This is a genomic window from Vibrio sp. 1CM7H (assembly GCF_023161645.1).
Lineage (GTDB): Bacteria > Pseudomonadota > Gammaproteobacteria > Enterobacterales > Vibrionaceae > Vibrio > Vibrio diabolicus.
The window spans coordinates 1005242-1031770 of the sequence record NZ_JALNTV010000001.1 but is presented as its reverse complement, the minus strand read 5'-3'; the positions used below and the strand labels follow the sequence as shown (position 1 = coordinate 1031770).

The 26529-nt window shown below is 45.6% G+C and carries 18 protein-coding genes; 9 read left to right on the top strand and 9 right to left on the bottom strand.

Going from position 1 to position 26529, the window contains the following annotated elements; genetic code table 11:
* The first annotated feature begins 74 nt into the window (after positions 1 to 74).
* The 4 genes from MSG33_RS04465 to MSG33_RS04450 all read left to right on the top strand — a co-directional run bounded on the left by MSG33_RS04465 (position 75) and on the right by MSG33_RS04450 (position 2885).
* Positions 75 to 818, top strand: coding sequence for an arginine ABC transporter substrate-binding protein (locus MSG33_RS04465; RefSeq protein ID WP_005390934.1), 744 nt, complete (start codon positions 75 to 77; stop codon positions 816 to 818).
* Between the two features lies 1 nt (position 819).
* A complete protein-coding gene (artQ, locus tag MSG33_RS04460) occupies positions 820 to 1509 on the top strand; it encodes an arginine ABC transporter permease ArtQ (protein WP_005388570.1) in 690 nt (229 codons plus the stop codon).
* Entirely contained in the window at positions 1506 to 2174 is a 669-nt protein-coding gene (gene artM / locus MSG33_RS04455; RefSeq protein WP_248380013.1) for an arginine ABC transporter permease ArtM, read from the top strand. Before artQ ends, artM begins: the two co-directional genes overlap by 4 nt.
* Positions 2175 to 2312: 138 nt before the next feature.
* On the top strand, positions 2313 to 2885 hold the full coding sequence (locus tag MSG33_RS04450) for a protocatechuate 3,4-dioxygenase (RefSeq protein WP_248380011.1): 573 nt from the start codon (positions 2313 to 2315) through the stop codon (positions 2883 to 2885).
* Positions 2886 to 2959: 74 nt separating this feature from the next.
* Here MSG33_RS04450 and MSG33_RS04445 read toward each other — a convergent pair whose 3' ends face one another.
* From MSG33_RS04445 to MSG33_RS04435, 3 genes are all read right to left on the bottom strand, one after another.
* Positions 2960 to 4615: an ABC transporter substrate-binding protein gene (locus tag MSG33_RS04445; RefSeq protein ID WP_065646165.1), complete on the bottom strand. Its 1656-nt coding sequence runs from the start codon at positions 4613 to 4615 to the stop codon at positions 2960 to 2962.
* Positions 4616 to 4944: 329 nt separating this feature from the next.
* Positions 4945 to 5562, bottom strand: coding sequence for an OmpA family protein (locus tag MSG33_RS04440; protein ID WP_199804406.1), 618 nt, complete (start codon positions 5560 to 5562; stop codon positions 4945 to 4947).
* A gap of 5 nt (positions 5563 to 5567) precedes the next feature.
* Complete coding sequence (locus tag MSG33_RS04435; RefSeq protein ID WP_248380009.1) at positions 5568 to 6881, bottom strand: TolC family outer membrane protein; 1314 nt, start codon at positions 6879 to 6881, stop codon at positions 5568 to 5570.
* Positions 6882 to 7234: 353 nt separating this feature from the next.
* Here MSG33_RS04435 and MSG33_RS04430 point away from each other — a divergent pair, with 353 nt between their 5' ends.
* Positions 7235 to 15481 (top strand): VCBS domain-containing protein, encoded by an 8247-nt coding sequence (locus MSG33_RS04430; protein WP_248380007.1) that lies wholly within the window; start codon positions 7235 to 7237, stop codon positions 15479 to 15481.
* 161 nt (positions 15482 to 15642) lie between these two features.
* Here MSG33_RS04430 and MSG33_RS04425 read toward each other — a convergent pair whose 3' ends face one another.
* Complete coding sequence (locus MSG33_RS04425; RefSeq protein WP_248380005.1) at positions 15643 to 17304, bottom strand: electron transfer flavoprotein-ubiquinone oxidoreductase; 1662 nt, start codon at positions 17302 to 17304, stop codon at positions 15643 to 15645.
* Positions 17305 to 17442: 138 nt separating this feature from the next.
* On the opposite strand from MSG33_RS04425, the gene MSG33_RS04420 reads away from it, so the two are divergent.
* On the top strand, positions 17443 to 18408 hold the full coding sequence (locus MSG33_RS04420; RefSeq protein ID WP_248380003.1) for an FAD-binding protein: 966 nt from the start codon (positions 17443 to 17445) through the stop codon (positions 18406 to 18408).
* 66 nt (positions 18409 to 18474) lie between these two features.
* On the opposite strand, the gene MSG33_RS04415 is transcribed toward MSG33_RS04420, so the two are convergent.
* Genes MSG33_RS04415 through pdhA form a run of 3 tightly spaced genes read right to left on the bottom strand, consistent with a single transcriptional unit; the run spans position 18475 to position 21690 of the window.
* Positions 18475 to 19623 (bottom strand): dihydrolipoamide acetyltransferase family protein, encoded by a 1149-nt coding sequence (locus MSG33_RS04415; protein ID WP_047009272.1) that lies wholly within the window; start codon positions 19621 to 19623, stop codon positions 18475 to 18477.
* The gene (locus MSG33_RS04410) at positions 19620 to 20603 is read right to left on the bottom strand and encodes an alpha-ketoacid dehydrogenase subunit beta (RefSeq protein WP_104972702.1); all 984 of its coding nucleotides are present in this window, start codon (positions 20601 to 20603) and stop codon (positions 19620 to 19622) included. The genes MSG33_RS04415 and MSG33_RS04410 overlap by 4 nt, the downstream gene beginning before the upstream one ends.
* Positions 20596 to 21690, bottom strand: a complete 1095-nt coding sequence (pdhA, locus tag MSG33_RS04405; RefSeq protein ID WP_012842500.1) for a pyruvate dehydrogenase (acetyl-transferring) E1 component subunit alpha — start codon at positions 21688 to 21690, stop codon at positions 20596 to 20598. The genes MSG33_RS04410 and pdhA overlap by 8 nt, the downstream gene beginning before the upstream one ends.
* Positions 21691 to 22347: 657 nt before the next feature.
* Between pdhA and MSG33_RS04400 the strand changes: the two genes are divergently transcribed.
* The 3 genes from MSG33_RS04400 to yegD all read left to right on the top strand — a co-directional run bounded on the left by MSG33_RS04400 (position 22348) and on the right by yegD (position 25082).
* Complete coding sequence (locus tag MSG33_RS04400) at positions 22348 to 22668, top strand: DOPA 4,5-dioxygenase family protein (RefSeq protein WP_005375836.1); 321 nt, start codon at positions 22348 to 22350, stop codon at positions 22666 to 22668.
* A gap of 325 nt (positions 22669 to 22993) precedes the next feature.
* Positions 22994 to 23617, top strand: a complete 624-nt coding sequence (locus MSG33_RS04395) for a hypothetical protein (RefSeq protein WP_005395624.1) — start codon at positions 22994 to 22996, stop codon at positions 23615 to 23617.
* A 112-nt stretch (positions 23618 to 23729) separates the two neighbouring features.
* Positions 23730 to 25082: a molecular chaperone gene (yegD, locus tag MSG33_RS04390; RefSeq protein WP_006742470.1), complete on the top strand. Its 1353-nt coding sequence runs from the start codon at positions 23730 to 23732 to the stop codon at positions 25080 to 25082.
* Positions 25083 to 25422: 340 nt separating this feature from the next.
* Here yegD and MSG33_RS04385 read toward each other — a convergent pair whose 3' ends face one another.
* Positions 25423 to 25896, bottom strand: coding sequence for a copper chaperone PCu(A)C (locus tag MSG33_RS04385; protein WP_248380001.1), 474 nt, complete (start codon positions 25894 to 25896; stop codon positions 25423 to 25425).
* A 93-nt stretch (positions 25897 to 25989) separates the two neighbouring features.
* Positions 25990 to 26451, bottom strand: coding sequence for a hypothetical protein (locus MSG33_RS04380; RefSeq protein ID WP_248379999.1), 462 nt, complete (start codon positions 26449 to 26451; stop codon positions 25990 to 25992).
* Between the last annotated feature and the right edge of the window lie 78 nt (positions 26452 to 26529).

Below are 26529 nucleotides of genomic sequence, written 5' to 3'. Positions count from 1 at the left end.
GTTCAGTCTATTTAACAGATAAGCTCGGCTGTCATTGCGAGTGTCAGCCCACTAAGTACACACGGAGTATTGCAATGAAAAAGATTCTACTAGCTTCACTAATCGGCCTTTCTTCTGCAACTATGGCAGCAAACGCAGCAGCACAAGAAGAGATCAAATTCGCGATGGAAGCAACTTACGCACCGTTCGAATACATGGATGAAAACAACCAAATTCAAGGTTTTGATGTGGATCTGGCGAACGCACTATGTAAAGAAATGGAAGCAAAATGTACCTTCCACAATCAATCTTTTGACAGCCTGATCCCTGCATTAAAATTCAAGCGCTACGATGCGGCTATCTCTGCAATGGATATTACTGAGGCGCGTTTGGAGCAAGTGAATTTCACGAATGCATACTATGAAAACTCAGCAGCGTTTGTTTCTATCAAAGAAAAAGTTGCTGATCAAAAAGCACTAGAAGGTAAGCGCGTTGGTGTTCAAAACGGTTCAACACACCAAAGTTACCTGATTGAGCAAATGCCGGGCGTAACCGCGGTTCCTTACTCTAGCTACCAAGACGCATTCATCGATATGAAGAACGGTCGTATTGATTCTGTATTCGGCGATACAGCTGTCGTAGCTGAATGGTTCAAGAAAGAAGACAATCTAGCATACGTGGGCGAGCACGTAACCAACCCTAAATATTTCGGTAACGGTTTCGGTATCGCAGTAAACAAAGGTAACGATGAGCTAGTGAACAAGCTGAACACGGCACTGAAAACAGTGAAAGCGAACGGCGAATACGACGTAATCTACAACAAGTACTTCGGTAAGTAATATGGCACTAACGGGTTACTCTTTATCGCTTGTTCAAGCTAGTTGGATGACTGTCCAGCTTGCCTTCACAAGCCTTTTAGTCGGTTTGATTCTGGCAGTGGTATTCGCCAGTGGTGAAATGTCTCGCCGCGTTTTCGTTAAATGGCCAATGACGGCATTTGTGACGATTGTGCGTGGCTTGCCAGAAATCCTTGTCGTGTTGTTCATCTATTTTGGTTCGACGCAGGTTCTGTTTTTAATCACCGGCGACTTTATTGAAGTTAGCCCGTTCTTGTCTGGGGTGGTGGCGTTGTCATTGATCTTCGCTTCTTATGCTTCTCAAACTCTACGTGGCGCGTTAAAAGCCGTTGGAAGAGGGCAGAGAGAAGCAGCAAGTGCACTCGGCATCAGTCAGGCACATGCTTTTGTTCGCATTGTTTTGCCACAAGCAGTAAGACACGCGCTACCAGGTTTAACTAACCAATGGTTGGTTCTGTTGAAAGATACCGCGCTTGTATCACTGATTGGCGTAACGGATTTGTTGAAGCAAGCGCAGCTAACGTCGGCAGCAACTCATGAAGCCTTTACATGGTACGCAACCGCTGCGGCGATTTATTTAGGCATTACTTTGATTACGCAACGTGCCGTCAAACTGATTGATAAGAAGTTCTCAATTCAAGGCATGAGCATGGGACAGGAGGCGACCGCATGAACGAACAACACGTTTGGCAAATGCTGAATGGCTTGGGCACTAGCCTTCAATTAACCGCCGCTTCCTTGATTGTGGGCTGTCTCTTAGCTCTGATGATGACGCTAACTCTGATCCTACGTACTCCGGGTTTGCATTGGGTAAGCCGTGGCATCATCACCTTGTTTACTGGTACGCCTTTGTTGGTACAGATCTTCTTGGTTTACTACGGTCCGGGTCAGTTTGATGTAGTGAGAGAAAGTGTTTTTTGGACATGGTTAAGCCAACCTTGGTTCTGTGCGATGTTAGCGTTAGCACTGAATACCGCGGCGTACAGCACTCAGCTGTTTAAAGGCGCGTTTAACGCGATTCCTTCTGGTCAATGGCAAGCGTGTCGTGCTCTAGGGATGAACAAAACCGCAACGCTAAAAGTGCTGCTGCCATACGCTATTCGTCGTGCCGTTCCGGCTTATTCGAACGAAGTGATTTTAGTCTTTAAAGGTACTTCACTAGCAAGCACGATTACGATCATGGATCTGATGGGTTACGCGCAGCGCATTAACGCACAAACTTACGATACGTTGACGGTATTTGGTATTGCAGGCGCATTTTATTTAACCGTAAATGGTTTGCTCACTCTTATCTTCCGTCAGGTAGAGAAGAAAGCACTAGCCTTTGAAGCCGTTTAATTATTAGTAGCTAATTTGTAAATGCCTCTGTTCAGCGTTGCCCTGAACAGAGGCATGTTTGTTGTAGTGTACTGCTACGCTGGAAAAATCATCAAGAATCACCAAACTTAAGTAAGGTAAACAATCACTGGTGATGATATGGAACGTCGACACTTCTTAGCTTTATGGTCGCTAATATTTGCGCCTTCGCTAAAATCCGCTAGCCCAATGAAGCCGACACCGCCTCAAACGGAAGGGCCGTTTTATCCCGTGGTTCCAGTGCCACTTCGTCAAAATTTGATTTTGCAGTCGAAAGGTCTTATTGGTGAGCCCATTTTTCTTCAGGGTAAGGTAATGGATACAGCAGGAAACCCATTGTCTGGAATGAAAATAGAAATATGGCAATGTGATGGACAAGGCATCTATGAACACCCGAATCAACCTAACAATAATAAGTTTGATCCTCACTTTGCAGGCTTTGGTGCAGTTTTAACTGACGAAGATGGGAATTACCTTTTTCAAACGTTATTTCCGGTTCCATATAGCTCTCGACCTCCCCACATCCACGTCAAACTATGGCGTGGAGAGAAAGAGCTGTTAACGACTCAGCTTTATTTGAAAGGGCGAAGTGGTAACGAGTGGTGGGGCGGAAAAGCCCGTAATTATTTGCAGTTTGAGCCTGTCAACATTGATGGTCGAGTCGTCGGTGAGTTCAATTTTGTGCTCGCTTAGTGTGATTAAGCATTATTTTGAAAACTCACATCGTAGATTACAAAAGTAATTAGCAAACAGAAGCTTCTAATAGATTAGTCTTGTCCGGCTCTGACTCTTAGTTTGTAGAAATCACTGTACCCAGATTTACGGAGTTGAACACCGCTTACACCTTTCGCTCTGGTGATTTTTTCTTGCCCCCAGAACAATGGTAAGATTGTTGTATCAGCTCTGAGCTCCGAGAGTATTCCCTCCAAACGTTTTTCAGGCGTGGGATCTGAGACTGCATCGTGTACGTGATTAACATGCTGTTCAAATTCATCAGAGTGAAGAGCAAATCGAATACCTGTACCTGTTAATAGCCACTCATAAATTCCATAGGTTAAAGGTGGCTCAATGACATCTTCGACAAAGAGCAAGTCGGCTTGTTCTTTTACAAGTTGAGGATTACTAGCGTCAGTTAGCTCCACAAATTCTACATGCAACCCAGTTTGACGGATTAAATCTACGATCCATTGGTTCGCTTTACTTAAATAATCAATCGTCCACTTTGGATGGGTTATGACCAACGTTCCCTCAAGCTGAGGAACATTCTCGTTGTGAGAGCTATCATCGAGAATGTGCATCGTTTCCAAGCCATTCGCTTTGGCAAATTCAAATCTACGACTCTCGATAAAAGAAAATAGGCGCTGCCAAGTTTGCTCGCTTAGTGAGCACTCGGCGCGACGGTTACGTGCTAGAAAAGAAAATGCCTGAATCATATAACATTCGGTATCGTCAGTTTCCTGATTATAACTGATGTATTGATCCAGCTCAGTCCCCTGATGAGAGAGCGTGATTTGCTCCAATAATGCCTTTTTTGCGAAATAGTTATGATGTTTTTTCAGTACTATTTTGTCGGTATCCCAATGCCTAAGTACAAACGGGCCAGTACCTATTGTGATACTGCGACCTTTAAAGCTCTTCTGACGTCGAGTAGTGATAGACGCATTTGCGGTTGCTAAGCAGTAAATGAATAAGTTATTAGGCTGCTTTAAGTCAATACGTATAGCTTGTTTGGCATTATCGAAGCTGATACGAGTGACTTGCTGAAGTAATTTTTGGACGGGACCATCTGTTGTAATGAGCTTATTTAAAGAGTGTACGACATCTTCTGCTTGTAATGTTAGCCCATCGTGACAGTAGATATCAGGGCGGAGCCAAATATATATACAACTGCCTTCATTTTTGTACTCACAAGCGAGGTGATTTTTTAATTGACCGTAGTGATCAACGGTAAATAGGGTGTCATACAAGCTGCGTATTACCTGCAGTTCTGAAAAACGATAAGTCAGTGAAGGGGTTAGCTCATCTACCCAAGGATACTGGCTGACGATGAGTGTATTTGAATCTTTGTTTTCTTCTGAAACTTCTGCGAGTGCTTGGCTAAGTGCGCTTACAGCGGTGCTACGGTAATGCTCAAGTAACCTCGAGATGACGTCAAAACTACCATTGTTGATTTCATTACGAATCGTAAAGTAGAGGGCTTGGTGTATTGTTACCGTCACTTTTAGTGTGCTGGCTTTCCCACGGCCACGACCTGGCTCCCAGTGGATCCAATTGTAGCTGTCAAGTATTCTCAGTATATTAGATATATTGCGTCTAGAAGTTGAAAAAACCAGTTCTAAATCGTCGAGGTTTACCTGATACGTTTGAGAGTGTTTGTAATGTTTTAATAACTGGCTCAATCTACGAAGACATGTTTCTGTCATGTTTTATTATGTTTCCTCAATAGATGATTGATTTATTAAAGCTATATAATAAATTGATTTCATATTGTGGTGAAGAAAGGTGATTGCTTAAACCTCTCAGTGTTATTGATTGGCTTATCTTCTTCCCATTTAAAAGTATTGGTGGTTTTCATTTTGACTCTAATATATTACTACTAATATAGAGTAAAGGCTCACTTTTTAATTTTTACTATAATATTAGTGAGTTATGATTAATGTTAGTGTTTGTTTTATTAGTTGTGTCTAATTAGTTAGGCGTAATGACATGAAAATACCCCCACTCATCTATGCAAATAAGCAGGGGTATAAGTTTATTTTACTTCTGGGAAGGTAGTGAATATCGTCCACTCATCTTTAACCATCCCTTGCTGGCCGACAACAGTGGCAGTAACGCGGCGGTTTAATGCGTGGCTGACACGATCCATACCCGGCTCTGCTAACTGTGTGTCGCCAAAAGCAATAATTGCGAGGCGGTCACCCGGGATTCCTTTTTTTATCAATAGATTGCGTACATTCTCTGCACGATGGCGAGATAGGTTTAAATTGTATTCTGCGCGTCCTACCTTACTTGCGTATCCTTGTATCTCTATAGAAGTGGTTGGATACTTTTTAAGAAATGCAGCCAACTCATCTATCTTGTTTTTAAAAATTTGGTTAATAAGAGCAGAGTCATTATCAAACAAAATCTTAAGTTGGTATTGCTCTTCTTTATGCAAATAGGTTTCACAACCATCATTGTCCACTTCTGCCCCTATTGGAGTGCCTGCGCAAAGATCACGAGCGTTTATCACACCATCTTTGTCCAAGTCGTTTAGGTCAGCAATCTGATTCGCCTTTGGTATAGGAATGTACGTCAGCTCATCTTGTGCGTACGCACTATGATGACTAATTATGATTAAAGCCAGAGTGATTAGAAGGTTCTTTTTCATTGTATTTAGTACTCCACCGATTGAGTCCACGCTTCCGGTATGTCGACGCGCAATGCGTCTAAAAGCTGCCCGGTTGAAGTCAGGGTCCGATATTGTGCGTATTGCTGTGCAAATTGTGTTTCTAAGTAGTTTTTGCGTGATTCAAACAACTCGTTTTCAGTGTTCAGCAGATCAAGTAGGGTGCGCTTTCCAATACGATATTGTTTTTGGTATGCAATAACGGTGTTTGACATGGAATCAACGTGTTGTATTAAAAAAGACTTTTGTTGTTTAGTCAGCTCAAGAGCGCTCCAAGAAAGGCGGAGCTCTTGCTCCACACTTCGGTATGCTCGCTCTCTGAGGTCTTTCGCTTTATTGAGTTGGTAGGCCATACTGTCACTGTTTGCAGAGTCTCGGCCACCGTTGTAAAGGTTGTATCGGACATGGAGCATTGCTTGTGTTTCAGAGTTGAGACCATTTACTCCTCCTACATCATCGTTCCAGCTTTGTTTCGCTTCAAATGAGATGACTGGGAAATAGTTTGCATCCGCTTGTTTATATTGGAACCTGGCAGAATCGACATCTGCGAGTGCTATTTTTATGACAGGATGATTGTCAAAAGCCTGCGATTGGGCCTCGTCTAGAGAATTGGGGATAAAGTTCTGGTCTGCGTGCGGAAAAATAAGGTTAGTTGGTGCCTCACCAACTAAGCGAAAGAATGCTGTTTGAGCGTCTTTATGGTTATTTTGTGCAGCTAAAACATTACTTTGAGCTTTTGCTAAACGAGCTTTAACCTGGTTAAGGTCGGCAACTGAGCCAATTCCTGACTCTGTACGCTTTTTAATATCAGTATAAATTCGCTTATGTGTGTTTAGGTTGCTAGTGGAAAGCGCAGTCAGCTTTTGTGTTTTTACTACATCCAAATAAGCTTTGATGACTTCTAACGCAACATTTTGGGCATCTGCAAGTAACTGATAACGCACAGACTCTGCATCTGCAGAGGTACGATCAATGTCATATAGGGTTTTTGAACCATCCCAGATCAACTGGGTAAGAGTAATTGCCATATCTTTGCGGGTCATCTCGGTATCACTCTTACCAGTAGAGTCGGAAGGGTGAATGCTCTCGTAACCGATACCCGCGTCAATATCGAGACTAGGTTTATATGCTCCACGTGATTTATCGATAATATAACGACTACTCATATACTCGTTAAACGCACTTTTGATATCAGGGTTCGTTGCAAATGTTGTCGCTATTGCTTGTTCTAAAGTTTGTGCGCTAGAAACCAGTGGTATTAGCAAACCAAAACACGCGATACTAATATTACTTAGCTTCACTAAAATCTCCCCAAATAATTTAACGCCAGTTATTTTTCAAAAATAAATATTAAAGATTACTAATGTTACCCAAGGCAAACGTTTCCCTGTGCTTGCTTTTTTGGAATGTAAGCTGCTATTTCAATGAAAATTTAATGACAAGTTTAAAGAATATTAAAAATAGGTCGCATAACATATGTTTTTACGGTGCAAAATAAAACAAATTTAAAACATGAAAATTATTGATAGGATAATTGCGTGTTTTAGGTGGGTTAATTGATGCTAGCTTACGCCCAATTGTGTATATCGCTTCTTGAAAATAAGTCTTATTACTTTCTTAGTTTTATGGACTTTGAGATTTTTGTATTTACTAAATGAGGTATAAGCTCTTGGTTGGACCATCAAAATTAACCGCACAAACCTATGTTGTAATCGGCCTAGATGGTCAAATTAAAGCTTTTGCGTCTAAAGAAAACTTGTTACCGGGAGAAGTGGTCGTTGAATTAGTAGAGGGGAAGATCCAACCTCAGCATGTATATATTGCTGACACAGAAGGTGAAGCTCAAACTGATTCTACCGACAAGCTTGCGAAAATATTAGAGGCCATCGAAAAAGGACAAGACCCGAGTCAACTAGGTGATGAATATGCTACTGAAGCTGGTGAAATTACGGGTTCAAGTTTGACGGCCTCTGGTACTGTTGAACGAACGGGGGCAGAAGTACTAGCAAGTACTTTTTTTGAAACCGCCGGCGTGACGACAGAGCAAAGTACAACGCTATTTAATATTTCTCGATTCACAACCTCAGAGCTTGGTGAAACTGAAGCGTTGATTGATGGTGAAGATAGAGGTGCCGTTCAAGAAGACGTGACGCTTGGAACTTCTGGCAACCTCAGTGTCACTGATCCAAATACAGGTGAAGCGTTATTCCAATCACAGAGTGAGGTTCAAGATAGTTATTGGGGCGTCTTCTCAATTGATGCTTTCGGTAACTGGAATTATCAGCTGAATAATGAGCACGAAGAAGTGCAGGCTTTGGATCATGACAGTGACCCAATCATCAGAAGTATTACCGTTTTATCTGTAGATGGCACTGAGCATGAAGTTGTGATCTCTATTACGGGCACTGAAGATGCGCCAGTCGTGACGGGCACGTTCACGGGCAAGGTGACTGAAGGGAATCTCGGTGATGTCGCGACCGCAACAGGTACCATTACTATCTCTGATGTTGATAATGGCGATGAGCCAGTGTTCAGCAACACTGCCGTTACGGGCACTTATGGTGAGTTGGTATTGGTGGATGGAAAGTGGACGTATACGCTGGACCAAAGCCAGGTTCAACAGCTGAACGAGGGTGATCAGGTACAAGACACCATCACTCTCACTTCGACCGATGGCACCCAACAAAACATCGTGATTGATATTACGGGCACCGAAGACACGCCAGTCGTGACGGGTACGTTCACCGGCAAGGTGACCGAAGGCAACCTCGGTGATGTCGCGACCGCAACAGGCACCATCACCATCTCTGATGTTGATAACGGCGACGATCCGATTTTTGCAAACACCACCGTTACGGGCACCTATGGTGAGCTAGCATTGGTGGACGGGAAGTGGACGTATACGCTGGACCAAAGCCAGGTTCAACAGCTGGACGAGGGTGACCAGGTGCAAGATACCATCACTCTCACGGCGACCGATGGCACCCAACAAAACATCGTGATTGATATTACGGGCACCGAAGACACGCCAGTCGTGACGGGCACGTTTACGGGGGCGGTGACCGAAGGTAATCTCGGTGATGTCGCGACCGCAAAAGGCACCATCACCATCTCTGATGTTGATAATGGCGATGAGCCAGTGTTCAGCAACACTACCGTTACGGGCACCTATGGTGAGCTAGCATTGGTGGATGGGAAGTGGACGTATACGCTGGACCAAAGCCAGGTTCAACAGCTGGACGAGGGTGATCAGGTGCAAGACACCATCACTCTCACGGCGACCGATGGCACCCAACAAAACATCGTGATTGATATTACGGGCACCGAAGACGCGCCCGTCGTGACGGGCACGTTCACCGGTAAGGTGACTGAAGGCAATCTCGGTGATGTCGCGACCGCAACAGGTACCATTACTATTTCTGATGTTGATAATGGCGATGAGCCAGTGTTCAGCAACACTACCGTTACGGGCACCTATGGTGAGCTAGCATTGGTGGATGGTCAGTGGACGTATACGCTGGACCAAAGCCAGGTTCAACAGCTAGACGAGGGTGAGCAGGTGCAAGACATCATCACCCTCACGGCGACCGATGGCACCCAACAAAACATCGTGATTGATATTACGGGCACCGAAGACGCGCCCGTCGTGACGGGCACGTTCACGGGCAAGGTGACCGAAGGCAATCTCGGTGATGTCGCGACCGCAACAGGCACCATTGCTATTACTGATGTCGATAATGGCGACGATCCGATTTTTGCAAACACCAACGTTACGGGCACCTACGGTGAGTTGGTATTGGTGGATGGTCAGTGGACGTATACGCTGGACCAAAGCCAGGTTCAACAGCTGGACGAGGGTGATCAGGTAAAAGACACCATCACCCTGACGGCAACCGATGGCACCCAACAAAACATCGTGATTGATATTACGGGCACCGAAGACGCGCCAGTCGTGACGGGCACATTCACGGGCAAGGTGACCGAAGGCAATCTCGGTGATGTTGTGACCGCAGCAGGTACCATTACTATTACTGATGTTGATAATGGCGATGAGCCAGTGTTCAGCAACACTACCGTTACGGGCACCTATGGTGAGTTGGTGTTGGTGGATGGAAAGTGGACGTATACGCTGGATCAAAGTCTGGTTCAAGAGTTAGACGAAGGTGATCAGGTACGAGATACTATCACTCTCACGGCGACCGATGGCACCCAACAAAAGATCGTGATTGATATTACGGGCACCGAAGACACGCCTATTGTTGACGGTACGTTCACGGGGTCGGTGACCGAAGGCAATCTCGGTGATGTTGTGACCGCAACCGGCACCATTGCTATTACTGATGTTGATAATGGCGATGAGCCAGTGTTTAGCAACACTACAGCGACGGGCACTTACGGTGAACTGGTATTGTTGGATGGAAAGTGGACGTATACGTTGAACCAAAGCCAGGTTCAACAGCTGGACGAGGGCGACCAGGTGCAAGACACCATCACCCTGACGGCAACCGATGGTACCCAACAAAACATCGTGATTGATATTACGGGCACCGAAGACAAGCCAGTCGTGACGGGTACGTTCACCGGCAAGGTGATCGAAGGCAATCTCGGTGATGTCGCGACCGCAACCGGCACCCTTGCTATCTCTGATGTTGATAATGGTGATGAGCCAGTGTTCAGCAACACTACCGTTACGGGCACCTATGGTGAGCTAGCATTGGTGGATGGGAAGTGGACGTATACGCTGGACCAAAGCCAGGTTCAACAGCTGGACGAGGGTGAGCAGGTGCAAGACACCATCACCCTGACGGCGACCGATGGCACTCAACAAAAGATCGTGATTGATATTACGGGCACCGAAGACGCGCCTATTGTTGACGGTACGTTTACTGGCAAGGTGAGCGAAGGCAACCTCGGTGATGTCGCGACCGCAACAGGCACCATCACTATCTCTGATGTTGATAATGGCGATGAGCCAGTGTTCAGCAACACTACCGTTACGGGCACCTACGGTGAGCTAGTATTGGCGGATGGAAAGTGGACGTATACGCTGGATCAAAGCCAGGTTCAACAGTTGGACGAGGGTGACCAGGTGCAAGACACCATCACTCTCACGGCGAACGATGGCACCCAACAAAAGATCGTGATTGATATTACGGGCACTAATGATGCTCCTGAATTTGTTAGTGGGAGTAATGACAACTTTGGTCTGGATGCTCAAGGTAAAACCGACATCGATAGTTACCAGTTTAGCGTTGATGAAAACAGTCAATCGGGTGTAATTGGAAAAGTAAATGCATTCGATGTCGATCAGGACAGTCAGATAACGTATCACTTAAACGGTCATAGCGAACTGTTTGAAATCAACAGTCTTACTGGTGAGATCAGTGTCAAAAATGGTGCAAATCTGGACCATGAATCTATCGATAACTACCAGCTAGAAGTGGAAGCTCGTGACCAGTTTGGCGGTAAAGACACCGCTCAGGTCGAAGTGTTGGTTCGCGATATTAATGAAGCCCCTATTGCTGAAGATGATAAGGGCATTGAAAAAACAACCAAGACACTTGACCAGAGCAACTGGGATGATAGCACTGATATCACAGTTGATTATTATGTGATTGATACTCGATCTGGAAACAAGGTTTCTGATGCATCGAAAGTTGATTATATTGGTGACGGTGACCACAAATATGGCGTTAGTTCTGCGCTAGACAGCGGCTCAGACCGGGTTCAAGATGGTCAGATTCGATATGATGATGCAACTGGACAAAGTGAAGCAATGCGCTTCTCCTTCGCTAATGGTCAGGTTGCCGATCATGCTGAAGTTGAAGTGAAAAACCTATGGACAGACACTTCGAACGGTAGCTGGGAGCCTGGTATTGAGCGCGGTGTTTGGAAGGCTTACTACAAAGGTGACTTGGTTGCGACAGGTGTGTTTGAAGGTACCCGTGGTGGTAATCAAGTAGTCAACATCAATGCAGATGGGCGTTTCTTCGATAGTATTGAAATGTCTACTACCAGCTATAAAGACGGTGTCATTGATCCTAAAGGCTCAGAGTACTTTGTTACTCAGGTATCAGCGGACCTGACGACCTTTGATGAAGCTTACCAGACCAACGGCTCAGGCACGTTAGAGCTGGATGTTCTGGCGAATGACAGCGACCCGGATGGTGACGCTCTGACTATTATCGACTATCCATCAGAAAGTTTCCTCAGTCTGCAAGATGGTAAATTGGTCTTTGATGCGGCCAAGTACCTAGAGTCACTGCCAGCTGATCAACAAACCCTGAAAACGGGTGAAGTGAAAGATTATACCTTCGAATACACCATCCGTGATGACGACGGCCTGACTGATAAAGCAGAAGTTACCGTTAGTGTGATGGGTGAGCCTATGTCGCTCAGTGATGCACACGCAGCATTGGATGAATCTCAAGTTGATACGGATACTGGCGTACATGCTGAAGGCAACTTTATCGCAAACCTCGGTTCTGCAACGGAGGCTGAATATCACTTCAACGCCGATCAAAACCTAGGTGGTTTCACCAGTGATGGTAAAGAGGTTGTGTTTGAAGTGAGTGCAGATCAGAGCACTCTAACTGGTTATACTGGAACAGGTGCCGACCGCATCAAAGTGGTTCAAGCCAACATAGATAGCAAAACGGGTCATTTCACAGTTGATCAACATATGCCTCTTGATCATGCGGAGCAGGGGGCGGACATGCTGGATATCCGCGCTAGCGTAGAGGTGGATGCCGGAGGTCAGTCTGAGAGTGCCACCTTGCATCTGAATGTGACGGATTCATTACCGTCATCGTCTTCAGCTCACTACGAAATAAATGATGTTGATTCACAAAGTAATAGTGTTGTGATTGCACTTGATGCGTCAGAATCAATGCTCGACTGGGTAACAGATGCAGACGGACAATATGTTACTCGCTGGCAACTTGCTCAAGACTCTATTAAGTCAATGTTTGAGCAATACCAAGATTTGGGTCCAGTAAGTTTTAGAATTGCAACTTACAGCGGACAACCATCTGGCCAGATTTCTGAGTGGCTAGATTCTGCCGAGGCCATTGATTCCTTTATCTCTGGTATACATCCATATGCATCGACGCCATATAACCAGGCCGTTGACCAAATAAATGAAATACTTAGTGATCCAGAAGATGATGCATTGCTTAGTAATACCGATACCCAGCTTTACTTTATCTCAGATGGTCGACCTTCCGATTTTACCTATTGGACAAATCAAACGAACGTGGGAGAAATTCAAACCCGTGAAAACTTGATTAAGTGGTCAACATCAGATGATTTTGAAAGTGAACAGCGTTATCAGGACATAGTGAATGGTCGGGTTCAGCCTACTTCTGAAGAAGAGGGCATCATTCTGCAAAATGCGATGGAAAATGGCATCAGCAGTAGCGGTCAGGATGTTGAAAATATCTGGTCTGTCGGTATCGGTAATGGTGCGTCTCTGGAACACCTGGAGTCGATCGCGACAGATAAAGGCAGTGCTATTGTCGTTGTAGATGATTCTCAGATTGGGGATTTGCTTAGCAAAACGGTCTCAGGCCAGTTGCAAGGTAACCTTCTGGATGACAATGGCGGTGATGCTCAGTGGGTAGATCACATCACTATCGATGGCGAGATATATTACTACAACAAAATAAACGGTGATGTCACTACCAGCGATGGCACGAAAATATCGGATCATTCTCTGGCGCAAATTGATACCAACCACGGCAAGCTGACCATTAACTTTGAAAATGGTCACTACGACTATCAAGCGAGCAATGTTGTAGGTCATCAACAAGAGAAGCTTGACGTTACGGTTATTGATGCTGACGGTGATACTACAAATAGCGAAGTTACCATTGATATCCGAGATCGCGCACCAGAATTCATCAGTGTCGGTGATACAGACCAAACCCATGGCACCGATGCCAACGGTATGCCAACAGAAGATACAGCAAGCTTTGACGTCGCTGAGCAAGAAGTTGGGGTATTAGTCGGCCAGGTGGAAGCGTTTGATCCGGATGGCAGTGACACCATAAAGTATGAATTGAGTGGTGGTGATGCTGACCTATTCCGTGTTGACTCGAATAGCGGTGAGATTTGGCTGAAAGATGGTGTAAAACTGGATCACTCGACTCAGCAAACGTATCAGTTGGAAGTGTCTGCAAGCGATGGTGTGGATACCGATACAACTCAGGTTATCCTGAATGTCACTGAGAACCATGCCCCAACCTCATCTCCAGTTCAGGGCTATGCTCAGATGGAAGACCTACCGATCAATAAAGTGACGGTAGTGTTCGACCACTCGAACAGCATGACCCGCACCTTTGACGGTGAAAATACCGTGGGTCGTGAGGCAACCGCACCGAAAACTGAATCGAGAGCTTACAAAGCAGCAGCAGCGTTACATTCCATGGTTGAAAACATGATTGCCGATGGAGGAGAATCAAATACCTATATCCGCCTGGTACGTTTCGACGGAGATACATCCACACATAGCTGGCTGACCTTGAGTGAAGTTGAGTTGATGACACGCCCACCAGAGATGAATGGCCGTGATCCAAACGATTTAAGTTTCCAAAATGAAGTGTCAGAATATGTGCGCAACTGGTGTGACGTAGAATACGGTACCAATACGGATTACGATAAAGCTTTAGAGGCTGTAATGGAGCCTGGTGAGGCAAGTAATGCCGTTTACCCTTGGCAGGATGGTTGGGACTATTTCGGTCCAGAAAAACCGTCTGAGAGTAAGGACACCATATTCTTTATCTCAGATGGCGAACCCAACCCTAGCGAGGGCGCTGTTACTTCTCCTGATCTAGACGAGCGCTGGGAGGATTACAAACAGACTCATGACGCCAAGGTATATGGGATTGGTATTGCTCTCTCTGATAATGTCAAAGCAGCAGAGGCTCTAGATGAGCTTAGCGACAAAGTGGTGTTTATCGACTCAGGTGAAGACTTGGGGCAGTACCTAAACCAGTTCTCTCCCGATCCAATTGCCGGCGAGTTACTGGCGGGAAGCCAGGACGCTGATGGTGATAGCATGACCATTTCTTTGGCAGAAGGCGATTTCACTCTGTTGGGCGCAGATCTGCACGGTGTAACCGTAAATCAGCCGTTAGTTTCTTCAACCAGTGACGTAGATGGTCAACTTCATATCCAGACAGCGTTCGGTACTTTGGAAGTGTCATCCAATGGCAGTTATAGCTTTACTCAAAGCGATGAACTTACTCTACAGGGTGACCAGCAGGCGGATATGCATTTCTTGTTTAAAGTGTCTGATGGTAAAGGTGGCATAAGTGAAAACGTCTTTACACTTACATTGAACGATTCTGGCACCGATATTGTGCAAACTGAGCGCCATGCGTCGGTGGGAGATGAGTTTGCGAATAGCATCACTGGTGGCGAAAGCATTGATATTTTGCTAGGACAAGCAGGTGAAGATACGTTGAGTGGTGGCGCAGGCGATGACATTCTGGTTGGTGGGCTCGGAAACGATATCCTGACGGGAGGTCTAGGTAGTGACATCTTGACAGGTGGAGAGGGTATTGACACCTTCACCTTTACTCAAGAATCACTGGACATGACGTCATCAAGAGATGTGATTAAAGACTTTAGGCTGGATGAAGACAAGTTGGATTTGAGTGACATTCTTGAGTTTGTCGGTGACGACACAACGGATATGGATAACCTGTTGGAACACGTAAGCGCAGACTACGATAGTGCCCAAGATACTCTGAACTTGACGATTACTGGAGAAGGCAGCAACACAATGTCCGTGGCATTAGAGAACTTTGATTTATCAGGGTTGGAGCTAGGGTCGTCAGCGACATCTCATGAAATCGTTGATCAGCTGTTCCATCACCAAGTTTTTAGCGTGGATTAATATTATCTGAAGATAAAGTTATTTTAGTAAACAGCACCTGATTGAATCATCAGGTGCTGTTTTTCTTTATCTGCCGCTGTTAGCTACCGACTTTTTGCTTAACCACTTTACAAATTAGCAGTAGTAAATGCACTGCTTCTGCACTTTAAGTGGTTCTTTGGTTACATGTTTTGATAGCTTGGTCCGCCACCGCCTTCTGGCGCTTTCCATGTGATGTTTTGTGAAGGGTCTTTGATATCACAGGTTTTGCAATGCACGCAGTTGGCGGCATTAATCTGAAACTTCAACTTATTGTCCACTTCCACCACTTCGTAAACCCCAGCGGGGCAATAGCGCTGACTCGGTTCGTCATACATACCCAAATTCACATCAATTGGAATGTGAGGATAAGTCAGAACAAGGTGGCAAGGTTGGTTCTCTTCGTGCTGTGTTCCCGACAAAAATACCGACGAAGGCTTATCAAAACTGATTTCACCATCTGGTTTTGGGTATGTAATTGGTTGGCACTCTTGTTTAGGTTTTAACTGTTCGTGATCGTACGAATAGTCCTTGACAGTCCAAGGTAACGGCTTCTTAACCAGTGGTTGCCATAGGTTATGCTCAAATGTCGAAAGTGCACCGCCCAGTATGCTGCCAAACTTGTGGATGTTCGCACCAAAGTTACGTGTTTCGGTGAGCTCGTCATACAACCATGATGATTCAAACAATGACTGGTAGTCTGGCTCAGAAGCTCCAGTTTGTCGGGCGGTATATACAGCTTCTGCTGCAATGATTCCGGATTTCATGGCTGTGTGGCTGCCTTTAATTTTAGCGACATTCAAAGTCCCTGCATCACAACCAATCAATAAACCGCCGGGGAATTGCTGTTTCGGCAGAGAAGAAAGTCCACCTTTTGCAATGGCTCTTGCACCATATGCGATACGTTGGGCACCTTTTAGGTGTTGCTTGATAGCTGGATGATGCTTAAAGCGTTGAAACTCGTCAAACGGGCTTAAGTAAGGGTTGCTGTAGTTTAAATCTACGATCAAACCGACCGCGATTTGGTTGTTTTCCATATGATATAGAAAACCGCCGCCAGTGGTATTTGTCTCGCTCAAAGGCCAGCCAGCGGAGTGGATAACACTGCCAGATACATCCTTGCTGTCAGAGGGTAATTCCCATATCTCTTTTAAGCCAAGCGCGTAGTGCTGAGGTTGCTTGCCTGCGTCTAGGTCGAACCTTTGAATAAGTTCTTTACCCAGATGTCCGCGACAACCTTCAGCAAAAAGGGTGTATTTTGCCTTTAGCTCGATACCTGGCTCAAAGTTAGGTTTGGCTTGGCCGTTCTTATCTAGTCCCATATCGCTCGTATTAATGCCTGTCACGGCACCAGTCTGATCATAATTGATGTTTGCAGCGGCAAAGCCAGGAAAAACTTCCACCCCAAGACTTTCTGCTTGGTTAGCGAGCCAACGGCAAAGGTTGGCAAGGCTAATTACATAATTATTTTCGCCATTTATCATTGGACGTGGCGTAAGGAAATGAGGGACGCGAATATGGTTTTGCTCAGTAGTAAGATAAAGGAAATGGTCTTGCTGAACTGAGGCTGATAGCGGGGCATCCATTTCTTTCCAATCGGGGAAAAGTTCATCCAAGGCACTAGTTTCAAAAACAGCGCCAGATAAAATATGTGCGCCCACTTCTGAGCCTTTTTCTACAACGCAAATTGAAAGTGCGTCACCTTCACTGTCTTGGTTGAGTTGGGCTAGGCGACAAGCGGCACTTAAGCCCGCAGGTCCGGCTCCCACGATCACGACATCAAACTCCATGCATTCTCGTTCCATCTATCTGCTTCCTTTCTATTATCGTCATCTGCGTGACAGGTTTTTGGTTTCTATACAGAAAAATATAGCTCAGTTGACGTTAACGTGAAGTGAACTAAGCTCAAGTAATGGATCTGACGTGTTATACGAGGCATGACCATGGACGACCGACCATTAGCAACACTTGTCATTGCGGAACATGACAACCAGTCCTTGGCTGTAGGGACGCTGTGTGCAATTAAAGCGGCATTTGATATCAAGGATGGTGATAAATCGCTTCCTGTGTCTGTATTGCTTATTGGTTATCAGTGCCAATCGGTTTTGGATGAGTTGAAGTGTGTTAAGGGCGTTGCAGAAATTATCTGGGTTGACGCGAAGGAATACGAGCATGGGTTAGCGGAAAACATTGCGCCTTTGATCTCACAAGTAGCCAAAAATTACTCACACATTCTTTCTCCTGCCAGCACGTTTGGTAAGAATGTGATGCCTCGCGTGGCGGCGTTGCTCGATGTAGGGCAACTTTCGGACGTGATGACAATCGAGTCTATCGATACGGTGATTCGTCCAATTTATGCCGGGAATGCATTGGCTACAGTCACGTCGAACGATCCCTTTAAAGTGATGACCATACGAAGTACGGCTTTTGATGCTCTAGAGCTGTCAGACACGCCAGTTGTCCCTAAGGTTACTCAAGTCGATACAGTGATTATCAACAAACTTAGTGAGTTTATTTCGCAGCAAACGCCAGAAAGTGAGCGACCAGAATTGCCAGCGGCTAGAGTAGTGGTATCGGGTGGTCGTGCATTCGGGAGTAAAGAGAAGTTTGCTTTAGTCGAACAATTGGCTGACAAGCTAGGTGGAGCGGTAGGAGCGTCCCGAGCGGCGGTCGATGCGGGTTATGTGTCTAATGACCATCAAGTCGGGCAAACCGGTAAAATTGTTGCACCTGAATTATACATTGCCGTAGGAATTTCTGGTGCTATTCAACATTTAGCGGGAATGAAAGACTCAAAGGTGATTGTCGCAATTAACAGCGATCCCGATGCGCCTATTTTTGACATCGCTGACTATGGGTTGGTCGGCGATTTATTTGAGGTGATGCCGGAGTTGCTAGCGAAGCTGTAGATATAATCTGTTCTCTCAAACAAAAGGCTTCCGAACTGGAAGCCTTTATCATTTGGTTTTTACCAGTTACTTTTCGCTCGGGCGTTGCAGGTGTTCTGCAAGCACTTTAGTAAACCTTGCTGCTTCACCACCAGTACAAGCGCGATGATCAAACGTTACGGATAGCGGCATTGCTTTCACCGAAATTGCTTGACCATTTCTTATCACCACTCGGTCGAGTATTCGACCAGCACCAACAATAGCGACTTGCGGAGGTGTGACGACAGGTGTCGCGTAAATGCCGGCAATCGCTCCGAAGTTGGAAAGCGTAATCGTCGCGTGCTGTAATTGCTCTCGACCGATCTTTCTCTCTCTGATCCCTTCAACAGTTTGATCGAGCCAACGACGAACATCTTGTGGCTCGTATTCATCTGCGTGGCGCAATACGGGGACGTACAAGCCATGACGGCTATCTACAGCAATACCAAGATTAACTGTATTGTGCACGCAACGCGTCATGGTTTCTGCATCAAACCAAGCATTTAAAGCAGGCTCTTCCTGACATGCATGAACAATCGCTTGAACCAGACGGATACTGATGTCTTCGTTAGGCAGCCAGTCTTCCAGCAACGCTTCTTCTGTAATGGTCACGGCAGCAACGTGCTCGTGTGACTCAGTCATCGAGGACACCATGGTACGTCGAGCGCCTTTCAATACTTCTGTGCCCGGACGCTGTTTCCCGGCTTCGTCGTAAATGTCGGCATCAACGATAAGACCGTTTGGACCACTGCCTGACACGAGATTAAGATCTACCCCAAGTTTTTGTGCCAATAGACGAGCCGAGGGTAGAGCAGTAACTAGATTACTCTCAGTCGTGTTGTGATTGCCTCCAATCCAGAAGTCATCGACGTTAACGTGATGCGCTTGATGAGAAACATTGCCGACAACTGTTGCGGCGTCAGCGGTCTCTTTTTTCTCTACCGTTGCCCCGCGCTCTGCGCCAGTTTCGTCAATTTCGAGTAGCAATGCGCCAATATTGACGATATCACCTTCTTCCCCATGGCGGCTGACTACACGGCCCGAGTAGGGGGCGGGAACGTCGACCGTCGCTTTTGCTGTCTCGACAGTTAAGATCACTTGATCCAACTTAACCATGTCACCGACATTAACGTGCCATTTTACAATTTCTGATTCAGCGAGGCCTTCGCCGAGATCGGGTAAGTTAAACGTCTTCATTTCCAATCCTCCACGAGTTCGCGCGCTGCGGTCACAATGTCTTCTTCCTGAACCATGAAATAATCTTCGTTACGGTAATAAGGCATAATGGTGTCCATTCCAGTTACTCGTTTAGGTGGGGCTTTTAGTAAGCACATGGCGTGTTCGGCTGTTCGAGCTAAAAGCTCAGAGCCCACACCACAAGTTTTACTCGCTTCATGAACAACGAGTAAACGTCCGGTTTTTTCTAGTGAGCTGAAAATCGTTGCGGTATCAATTGGCTTAATGCTCGCCAAATCAATCACCTCGACTTCAATTCCTTGACTAGATAAGGTCTGTGCGGCTTGAAGTGACTCTACGACGCATGCGCCCCAAGTAACAAGCGTGATATCTCGCCCCTTACGTAAGGTGAAGCAGGTGTCGAGTGGAAGTGCTTCGCCATTATCAACGACGTCAGATTTTACGGTTCGATAAATGCGTTTCGGTTCGAAGAACATGACAGGATCATTACTTCGAATCGCGGCGAGAAGCAGGCCGTATGCGCGTTGAGGTGAAGAAGGAATCACTACTTTAAAGCCAGCAGTGTGCGCAAATAGCGCCTCTACACTTTCTGAGTGGTGCTCTGGAGCGTGGATACCGCCGCCAAATGGCGCACGAAAAACCGCGGGACAAGTGAGCCGACCGCGAGTTCGGTTACGCATGCGTGCCGCGTGGCACATTAAGTGCTCCATTGCCGGAAAAACAAAACCTTGAAATTGAAATTCGGCGACAGGTCGTAATCCTTGCGTTGCCATACCGACCGCAACACCGCCGATTAACGCTTCAGCTAGGGGCGTATCGATCACTCGTTTGAGACCAAACTCTTGTTTGAGCCCTACGGTGGCACGGAATACGCCACCATTATCACCTACGTCCTCACCTAACACGACAACATTTTGGTCTTGTTGCATTTCGTGGTGCAGAGCAAGGTTTACTGCTTCAACTAACGTTAGCTCAGCCATGTTTGCCTCCCTGCATTCGCATTGCTTTGTTGATGAGTTCATCTCTTTGAGCGTGAAGCTCTTGGGGAAGCGATTCATACAAATAATCGAACCCAGTTTCTGGTGCTTGTGACGGTAAGCTGAGGTAGCGCTCAACTGCCAGTTCCACTTGTTCCTTGCAGTATTCTAGCCATTGTTGCTCTTGTTCATCGCTCCAAGCACCTTGATTAAGGAGATACGTTTTAAGACGTGCTATAGGTTCGTATTGCCATGCGGTTTGAACATCGTCCTCTTTACGATAACGAGTCGCATCATCGGCCGTAGTGTGGTCACTTAATCGGTAACTGACCGCTTCGATGAGTGTTGCGCCTTTCCCTTTTCTCGCTCTCTCAAGTGCGGTCTTGGTTGCATCATAAACGGCGACGACATCGTTACCATCTACCGTAATGCCCGGTATACCAGCGCCTTGCGCTTTTTCTGATAAGAAATCGGCAGCACATTGAAGGCTACGCGGCACTGAAATTGCCCACTGGTTGTTATTCACGACGAAAACAAGTGGAATATTCCAAGCACCCGCACAGTTTATTGACTCTAGAAAATCCCCTTTGGATGTACCGCCATCGCCACACATGACTAGCGCAGCTTCATGGTTACCTTGAATTTTCAATGCGGAAGCCACCCCGACAGCGTGCGTACATTGCGTCGCAATGGGGACACAGAATGGAAGATCTCGGCTAGGAATTGGGCTGCCCTCAGGAGCAAAATCACTACCGCGCTCATCACCGCCCCAGTATTGAAGATTCTTCTCCATGCCAATACCACGACACCACATTGCAGGCATATCGCGATAATAAGGGACAAATACATCATCGGCTTTCAGCGCTCTGCCGACCGCAATGCCGATGGCTTCAGCACCTAGGTGCGAAGGGTAGGTCCCTAACTTGCCGGTGCGTTGCAACGCAACGGCTTTGTTGTCGTAAGTGCGAGTCAATACCATGTCTCGGTAAAACCCGACCAAAGTTTCAGTGTCAGCCCAGTTGGGTAGTTGGCCGACTAGGTCCCCATGATGGTCGATAAACCGATGCATGGGTAATGCCTGAACGTTCATCTCAAGCTCCTTTTGACGCTGCGTGTCTTTTGGACTGCAGCTGTTCATATCAAACCAGAGTTTGTATGGGTACTCAAACTCTGATATCAGCGCAAAGGCCATACCTAAGGTTGCTTGTGTTTTCTATAGCTGTAGGCATCTGTACGTCCTTTAAACTATTTTCCGATAACACCGCTGCGGCTATTTCATCGCAAGACACAGAGAAACATTTTTTCTGCATCTAACCCTCTAACTAAATCGTGGTATAGCCAGATACAATAAGTGTAAACAAATTGTTAAATTGTGCTTCATTTTGACTTTCGCCCAGTAGTAAAGTTTTGCTTACACCTTGATTTGGTAGAGTAATATGCTGTTATTTTGTTGGTGGCATTTTTAAACTCGAATTTAATTACTGGTTAATGAAACATATTTGCAACAAAATTTGGCTGTAAAATTTGACAAAGTGAGTCATTATTAATGAATCAACTCAAGTAGTTGTTATGTGTTGTATTGAGATTTTTTGTTGTGCCCGAAACTCCGGCCTTATGAGAATACATAACTTCTTCCCAACAGAGTGGAATCAAGGTAGGGTGACGGCATTACAAATGTATACCCTCGGCGGTCCTTGAGCTTATCAGCAGTAGATGGCGCTCAAGTCGAAGTGATTATGGAGAAATTATGTATCACGCTCATGTTTATTTTCCTTTAAGAGAACAAGATAAAGCGCAAGCCTTGAACGAGATCATCCGTCAAGAGCGTCAAGATGTGCTGCGTGTGTTTCCTTTGGTTGGAAGATTGGTTGGCCCACATAAAATGCCGATGTTTGAAATTCATCTAGAGTCATTGAGTGAAGAGTTTTTGGCTTGGCTCGATACAATTCGAGGTGATTTTTCTGTGCTTATCCATCCTGTGAGTGAAGAAGAGTTGCTCGATCATACGGAACGCGCGATTTGGCTGGGTAGAGAGATTGGTGTATTTGAAGAGAAGCTAGAGAAATAGCTGTTCCTCCCGCATGTATGACCGCTTTGAATGCTTCTCCCCTCATCGCGGTCACCGTAGCAAGTTAGCGTTTTCATGTTCGTTAATAAGTCGCGATTTCCTTTTCTCCATTCTGCAGGCCCTGTTTTTGTGTGCTAAACCTACAAGTAGGTTTTTGAGCTTAAACATCAAGTGAGACCATGTTTCTGTTTAGCATGTCGTTAAATAAGTTTTGGCAGCAATAAAATAATAAGTTCAGATAAATGAAATAGGTATAGCAGGGAAGTGCAGTTTACGACCCCAACGCCATTGGCAGTGGAGCCGATAATTTCTGAGGGGGAAGGGTATGTTTTCGATACTCTTGGTCATACTTTCACTGTATATATTTTGGTTGTTGTTTCGCAACGGACCTGCATTCGCCGAGCGCGTCGCTCATCAAAAACGTAACTGGGTTGGACCTACAGCCAACAAAGAAGAATGGCGAGGATATTGTACGGATGTATTTCAGCCGTTCAGTTCTCAAACGACTTTTTACGCCATCGCTTATTTTGCGAATTATATTGCAGCAGCAAATGCGATATCTTGGTCAACAGTATATGAAGGGGATTACCCGATCATCATAAGCCGATTTGGTAGCTACTTTATTTTAAATACTCACGATTCACTAGTGGTTGCAGGGTTTATTGCGCTTGCTTTCTTTATCATCAATTGGCAGCTTGCCATGCACTGTTCTGGTATTCTTAGTCAGTATCTAGTGCGGATTCTTATTATCAATCGAACGCGCTTTGTTGCGATTAGCTTAGTGTTTTGCAGTTACTTTGCGTATCTCTTGACAGTTGGTATTTTCTGGTTGTTCCATGACGGTTATTCGATCTGGCACGGATTAACGCTTACTCCTGTATTCTTATTATTAGCGTTATTGGTTGCGGTTGTTTTGCCATCTATGAAAAAAGAGAGCAATAAACCTTAGATAGACTTGCCACGTTAAATTACACACGATTTTAGGATAGTAATTCCTATGCCATTAAGTTAGCATTGCCGGCTTTTTAACGGTCTACAGGCCCTTATTAGTGGGAGGAACTATGTTTATCGGCTTTGACTATGGCACTGCAAACTGTTCAGTGGCAAAAATGGAATCGGGTGAGCCAGTAATGCTTAACCTAGAAGGGAGCAGTCCATTTATTCCTTCCACCCTTGCTGCACCGACTCGTGAATCGGTATCCGAGCACTTATTTCGCCATCGAGATATTAAACCATTAGATCAAGTTGGTGAGCAGGTTTTACGCCGGGCAATCAATTTAAACAGAGAAGAAAGTATTGATCTCGAATCTGACGACATTGCATTTGGTCAGGCGGCGCTTAATCTTTATTTGGAAGATCCTCGTGATATCTATTACGTAAAGTCGCCGAAGTCTTTTCTTGGCGCTTCTGGTTTGCGTGACGTGCAATTGGCTTTCTTCGAAGATCTTGTCTGCGCGATGATGGACAATATTAAGTCGCAAGCCGAAAACGATGCGCAGCAAAGTATTACCGATGCTGTTATCGGCCGGCCAATTAACTTCCATGGGCGTGGCGGTGAAACGGCTAACATTCAGGCTGAACGTATTTTGTTGCGGGCAGCGAAACGTGCGGGCTTCCAAAATGTGGAGTTTCAGTTTGAGCCTGTCGCGGCGGGCCTAGAGTATGAAGCGACACTCAGCGAAGACAAAACCATTCTAGTGGTCGATATTGGCGGTGGTACAACGGACTGCTCGTTGATTCAAATGGGGCCGTCTTGGCGTGGCAAAGCGGATAGGACCGCAAGCTTGTTAGCTCATAGTGGCCAGCGCGTCGGCGGGAATGATCTTGATATCGCGTTAGCATTTAAGCAGCTCATGTTCCCGTTTGGCATGGAAAGCAAAATGGAGTCAGGTATTGTGATGCCGACCACCCAATTCTGGAACCCGATAGCAATCAACAATGTAGAAGCGCAGAGTGATTTCTATTCGCGAGAGAACCTATCCGCGTTGAAGTTGCTTCAAAAGCAGGCTCAAGAGCCAGAAAAGCTTGCTCGTTTGCTAGAGGTGTATCATGAGTCTTTAGGCTACAACATTGTTCGCCGTGCCGAAGAAGCGAAAGTGGCGCTTTCAGAACAAGCTTCTTACCGAACTGGCATCAACTTACTGTCAGAACTGATTGAAGTCGATGTGCAACGAGACGAAATGATCGAAGCGATTCAGTCGCCGAAGAATAAAATGACGGCGTTGGTGACAGAAGCGGTAGAGCAAGCTGGGGTGAAACCCGATGCTATCTTTATGACTGGTGGTTCGGCACGCTCGCCAATTTTGCGCGATGCGGTGCAAACCGTACTGCCAAATATTCCGGTCGTCAGTGGAAATTATTTTGGCTCGGTAACTGCTGGCCTAGCTCGTTGGGCTGAGGTCTGTTTCAAGTAGAAAGAAAACTAATTGCGCTATGGGCATTGTTACCAAATTTATGACTTCGCTTAGGCTTATCAAATGATGGTTGGAAGACTTCGCTGAGAGATTGAGTTTCATGCGAGTAGGGAACCTTGTTAGGGTTCTTAAATCTTTCAATGTCATTCTGAACAATGAGGGACGAGCGTGATTCAGAATTTATTGTCCGAGCATGCTGTTATGTATATGACTTCGTCTCGCTAAGCGCTAGTCGCTGCTATTCTTCTGAAGAATCGGGTTATGATCTATCGGAATAATGATTTCTACTAAGCTGAAATAAAAATGCCCGCTAAATCAGCGGGCATTTTTGTTTACGTCATTAATGGTGCATGTGTTTTTCCATGTGTCCTTGTTTTTCAACCGCCATTTCTATTTCCACCTTACCCGCGTTTTTGAATGTTAACGTCATAGGGAAGCGGTCACCTTCTTTGAGCGCTTGTGTTGGATTGAAAATCATTAAATGGAAGCTGCCTGGCTTAAACAACACTGAGTCATTGGCGGGAACGCGCACTTCGTCAATCTTAATCATTTTCATCACACCATCTTCTTTCTTATGCGTGTGAATTTCGACATGTCCTGCGATTGGGCTTTCTGCTGCGATCAATGCATCTTCACTGTCACCGTGGTTGGTTAATTGAAAAAAACCACCGATAACAGGTGCGTTTGGTGGCGCTTCGCGGCTCCATGGATGGTCGATATGAATTTTTCCTGCTTCATAATCGTGCGCTAAACTCAGTGGGCTAGCGATGACAGCAATAAGCGCGATAGCGGCGGTTTTTAATGATTTAAGCATGTGTTTTTCCTTTTGAATGAATAGCTTCTCTGAATGGACAACAAACAGAGTCATCGTTATTTTTGAATAAAGTTGTTAATGATTAGATGCCTGTTAGGCAGGAAAAACACTCGGCGGAGAGTGCTTAGGCGCGATGTGTTTGTAAACGAGCTTATCGCATTTTGAAAATCGGTAAGGCGTCAGAGCTTTCTTGACTCGGTGCTGCCAATGGATGGTAGTCAGGTATAGCCCAATCGCAACCAAAAGAAAGAATTGAACCGCTTGAAGAAGCGGACACTCAAACTGAAAGCCTTCATGTAAATTAAGATCTTGAATGAGCGTAGAAGAAGGTTGAGCGTTAGCTTCAATCAGCGTATTGATATCCACCCATTTGAAACCATCTGCGGTACACAGTAAGACCTTTTCACTTTGAACTTTGTTAAGCCAGGTTGTGTTGTGAACTTGTGTTGGGTTAAGAGTCGCTGTGGACGCTAAATACAACTGAAACAACACCGCGATAATAACCGCAATAGCGTGCAAGCGATGGTGTTTATGCTGTATTAGAGTGTTTTCCATACAATTGAGTGCTTATCTTCTTCGGCGCGGGATACTAACAAATTAACCAAACAATGTAATTATCAGTTTACTAAAAGG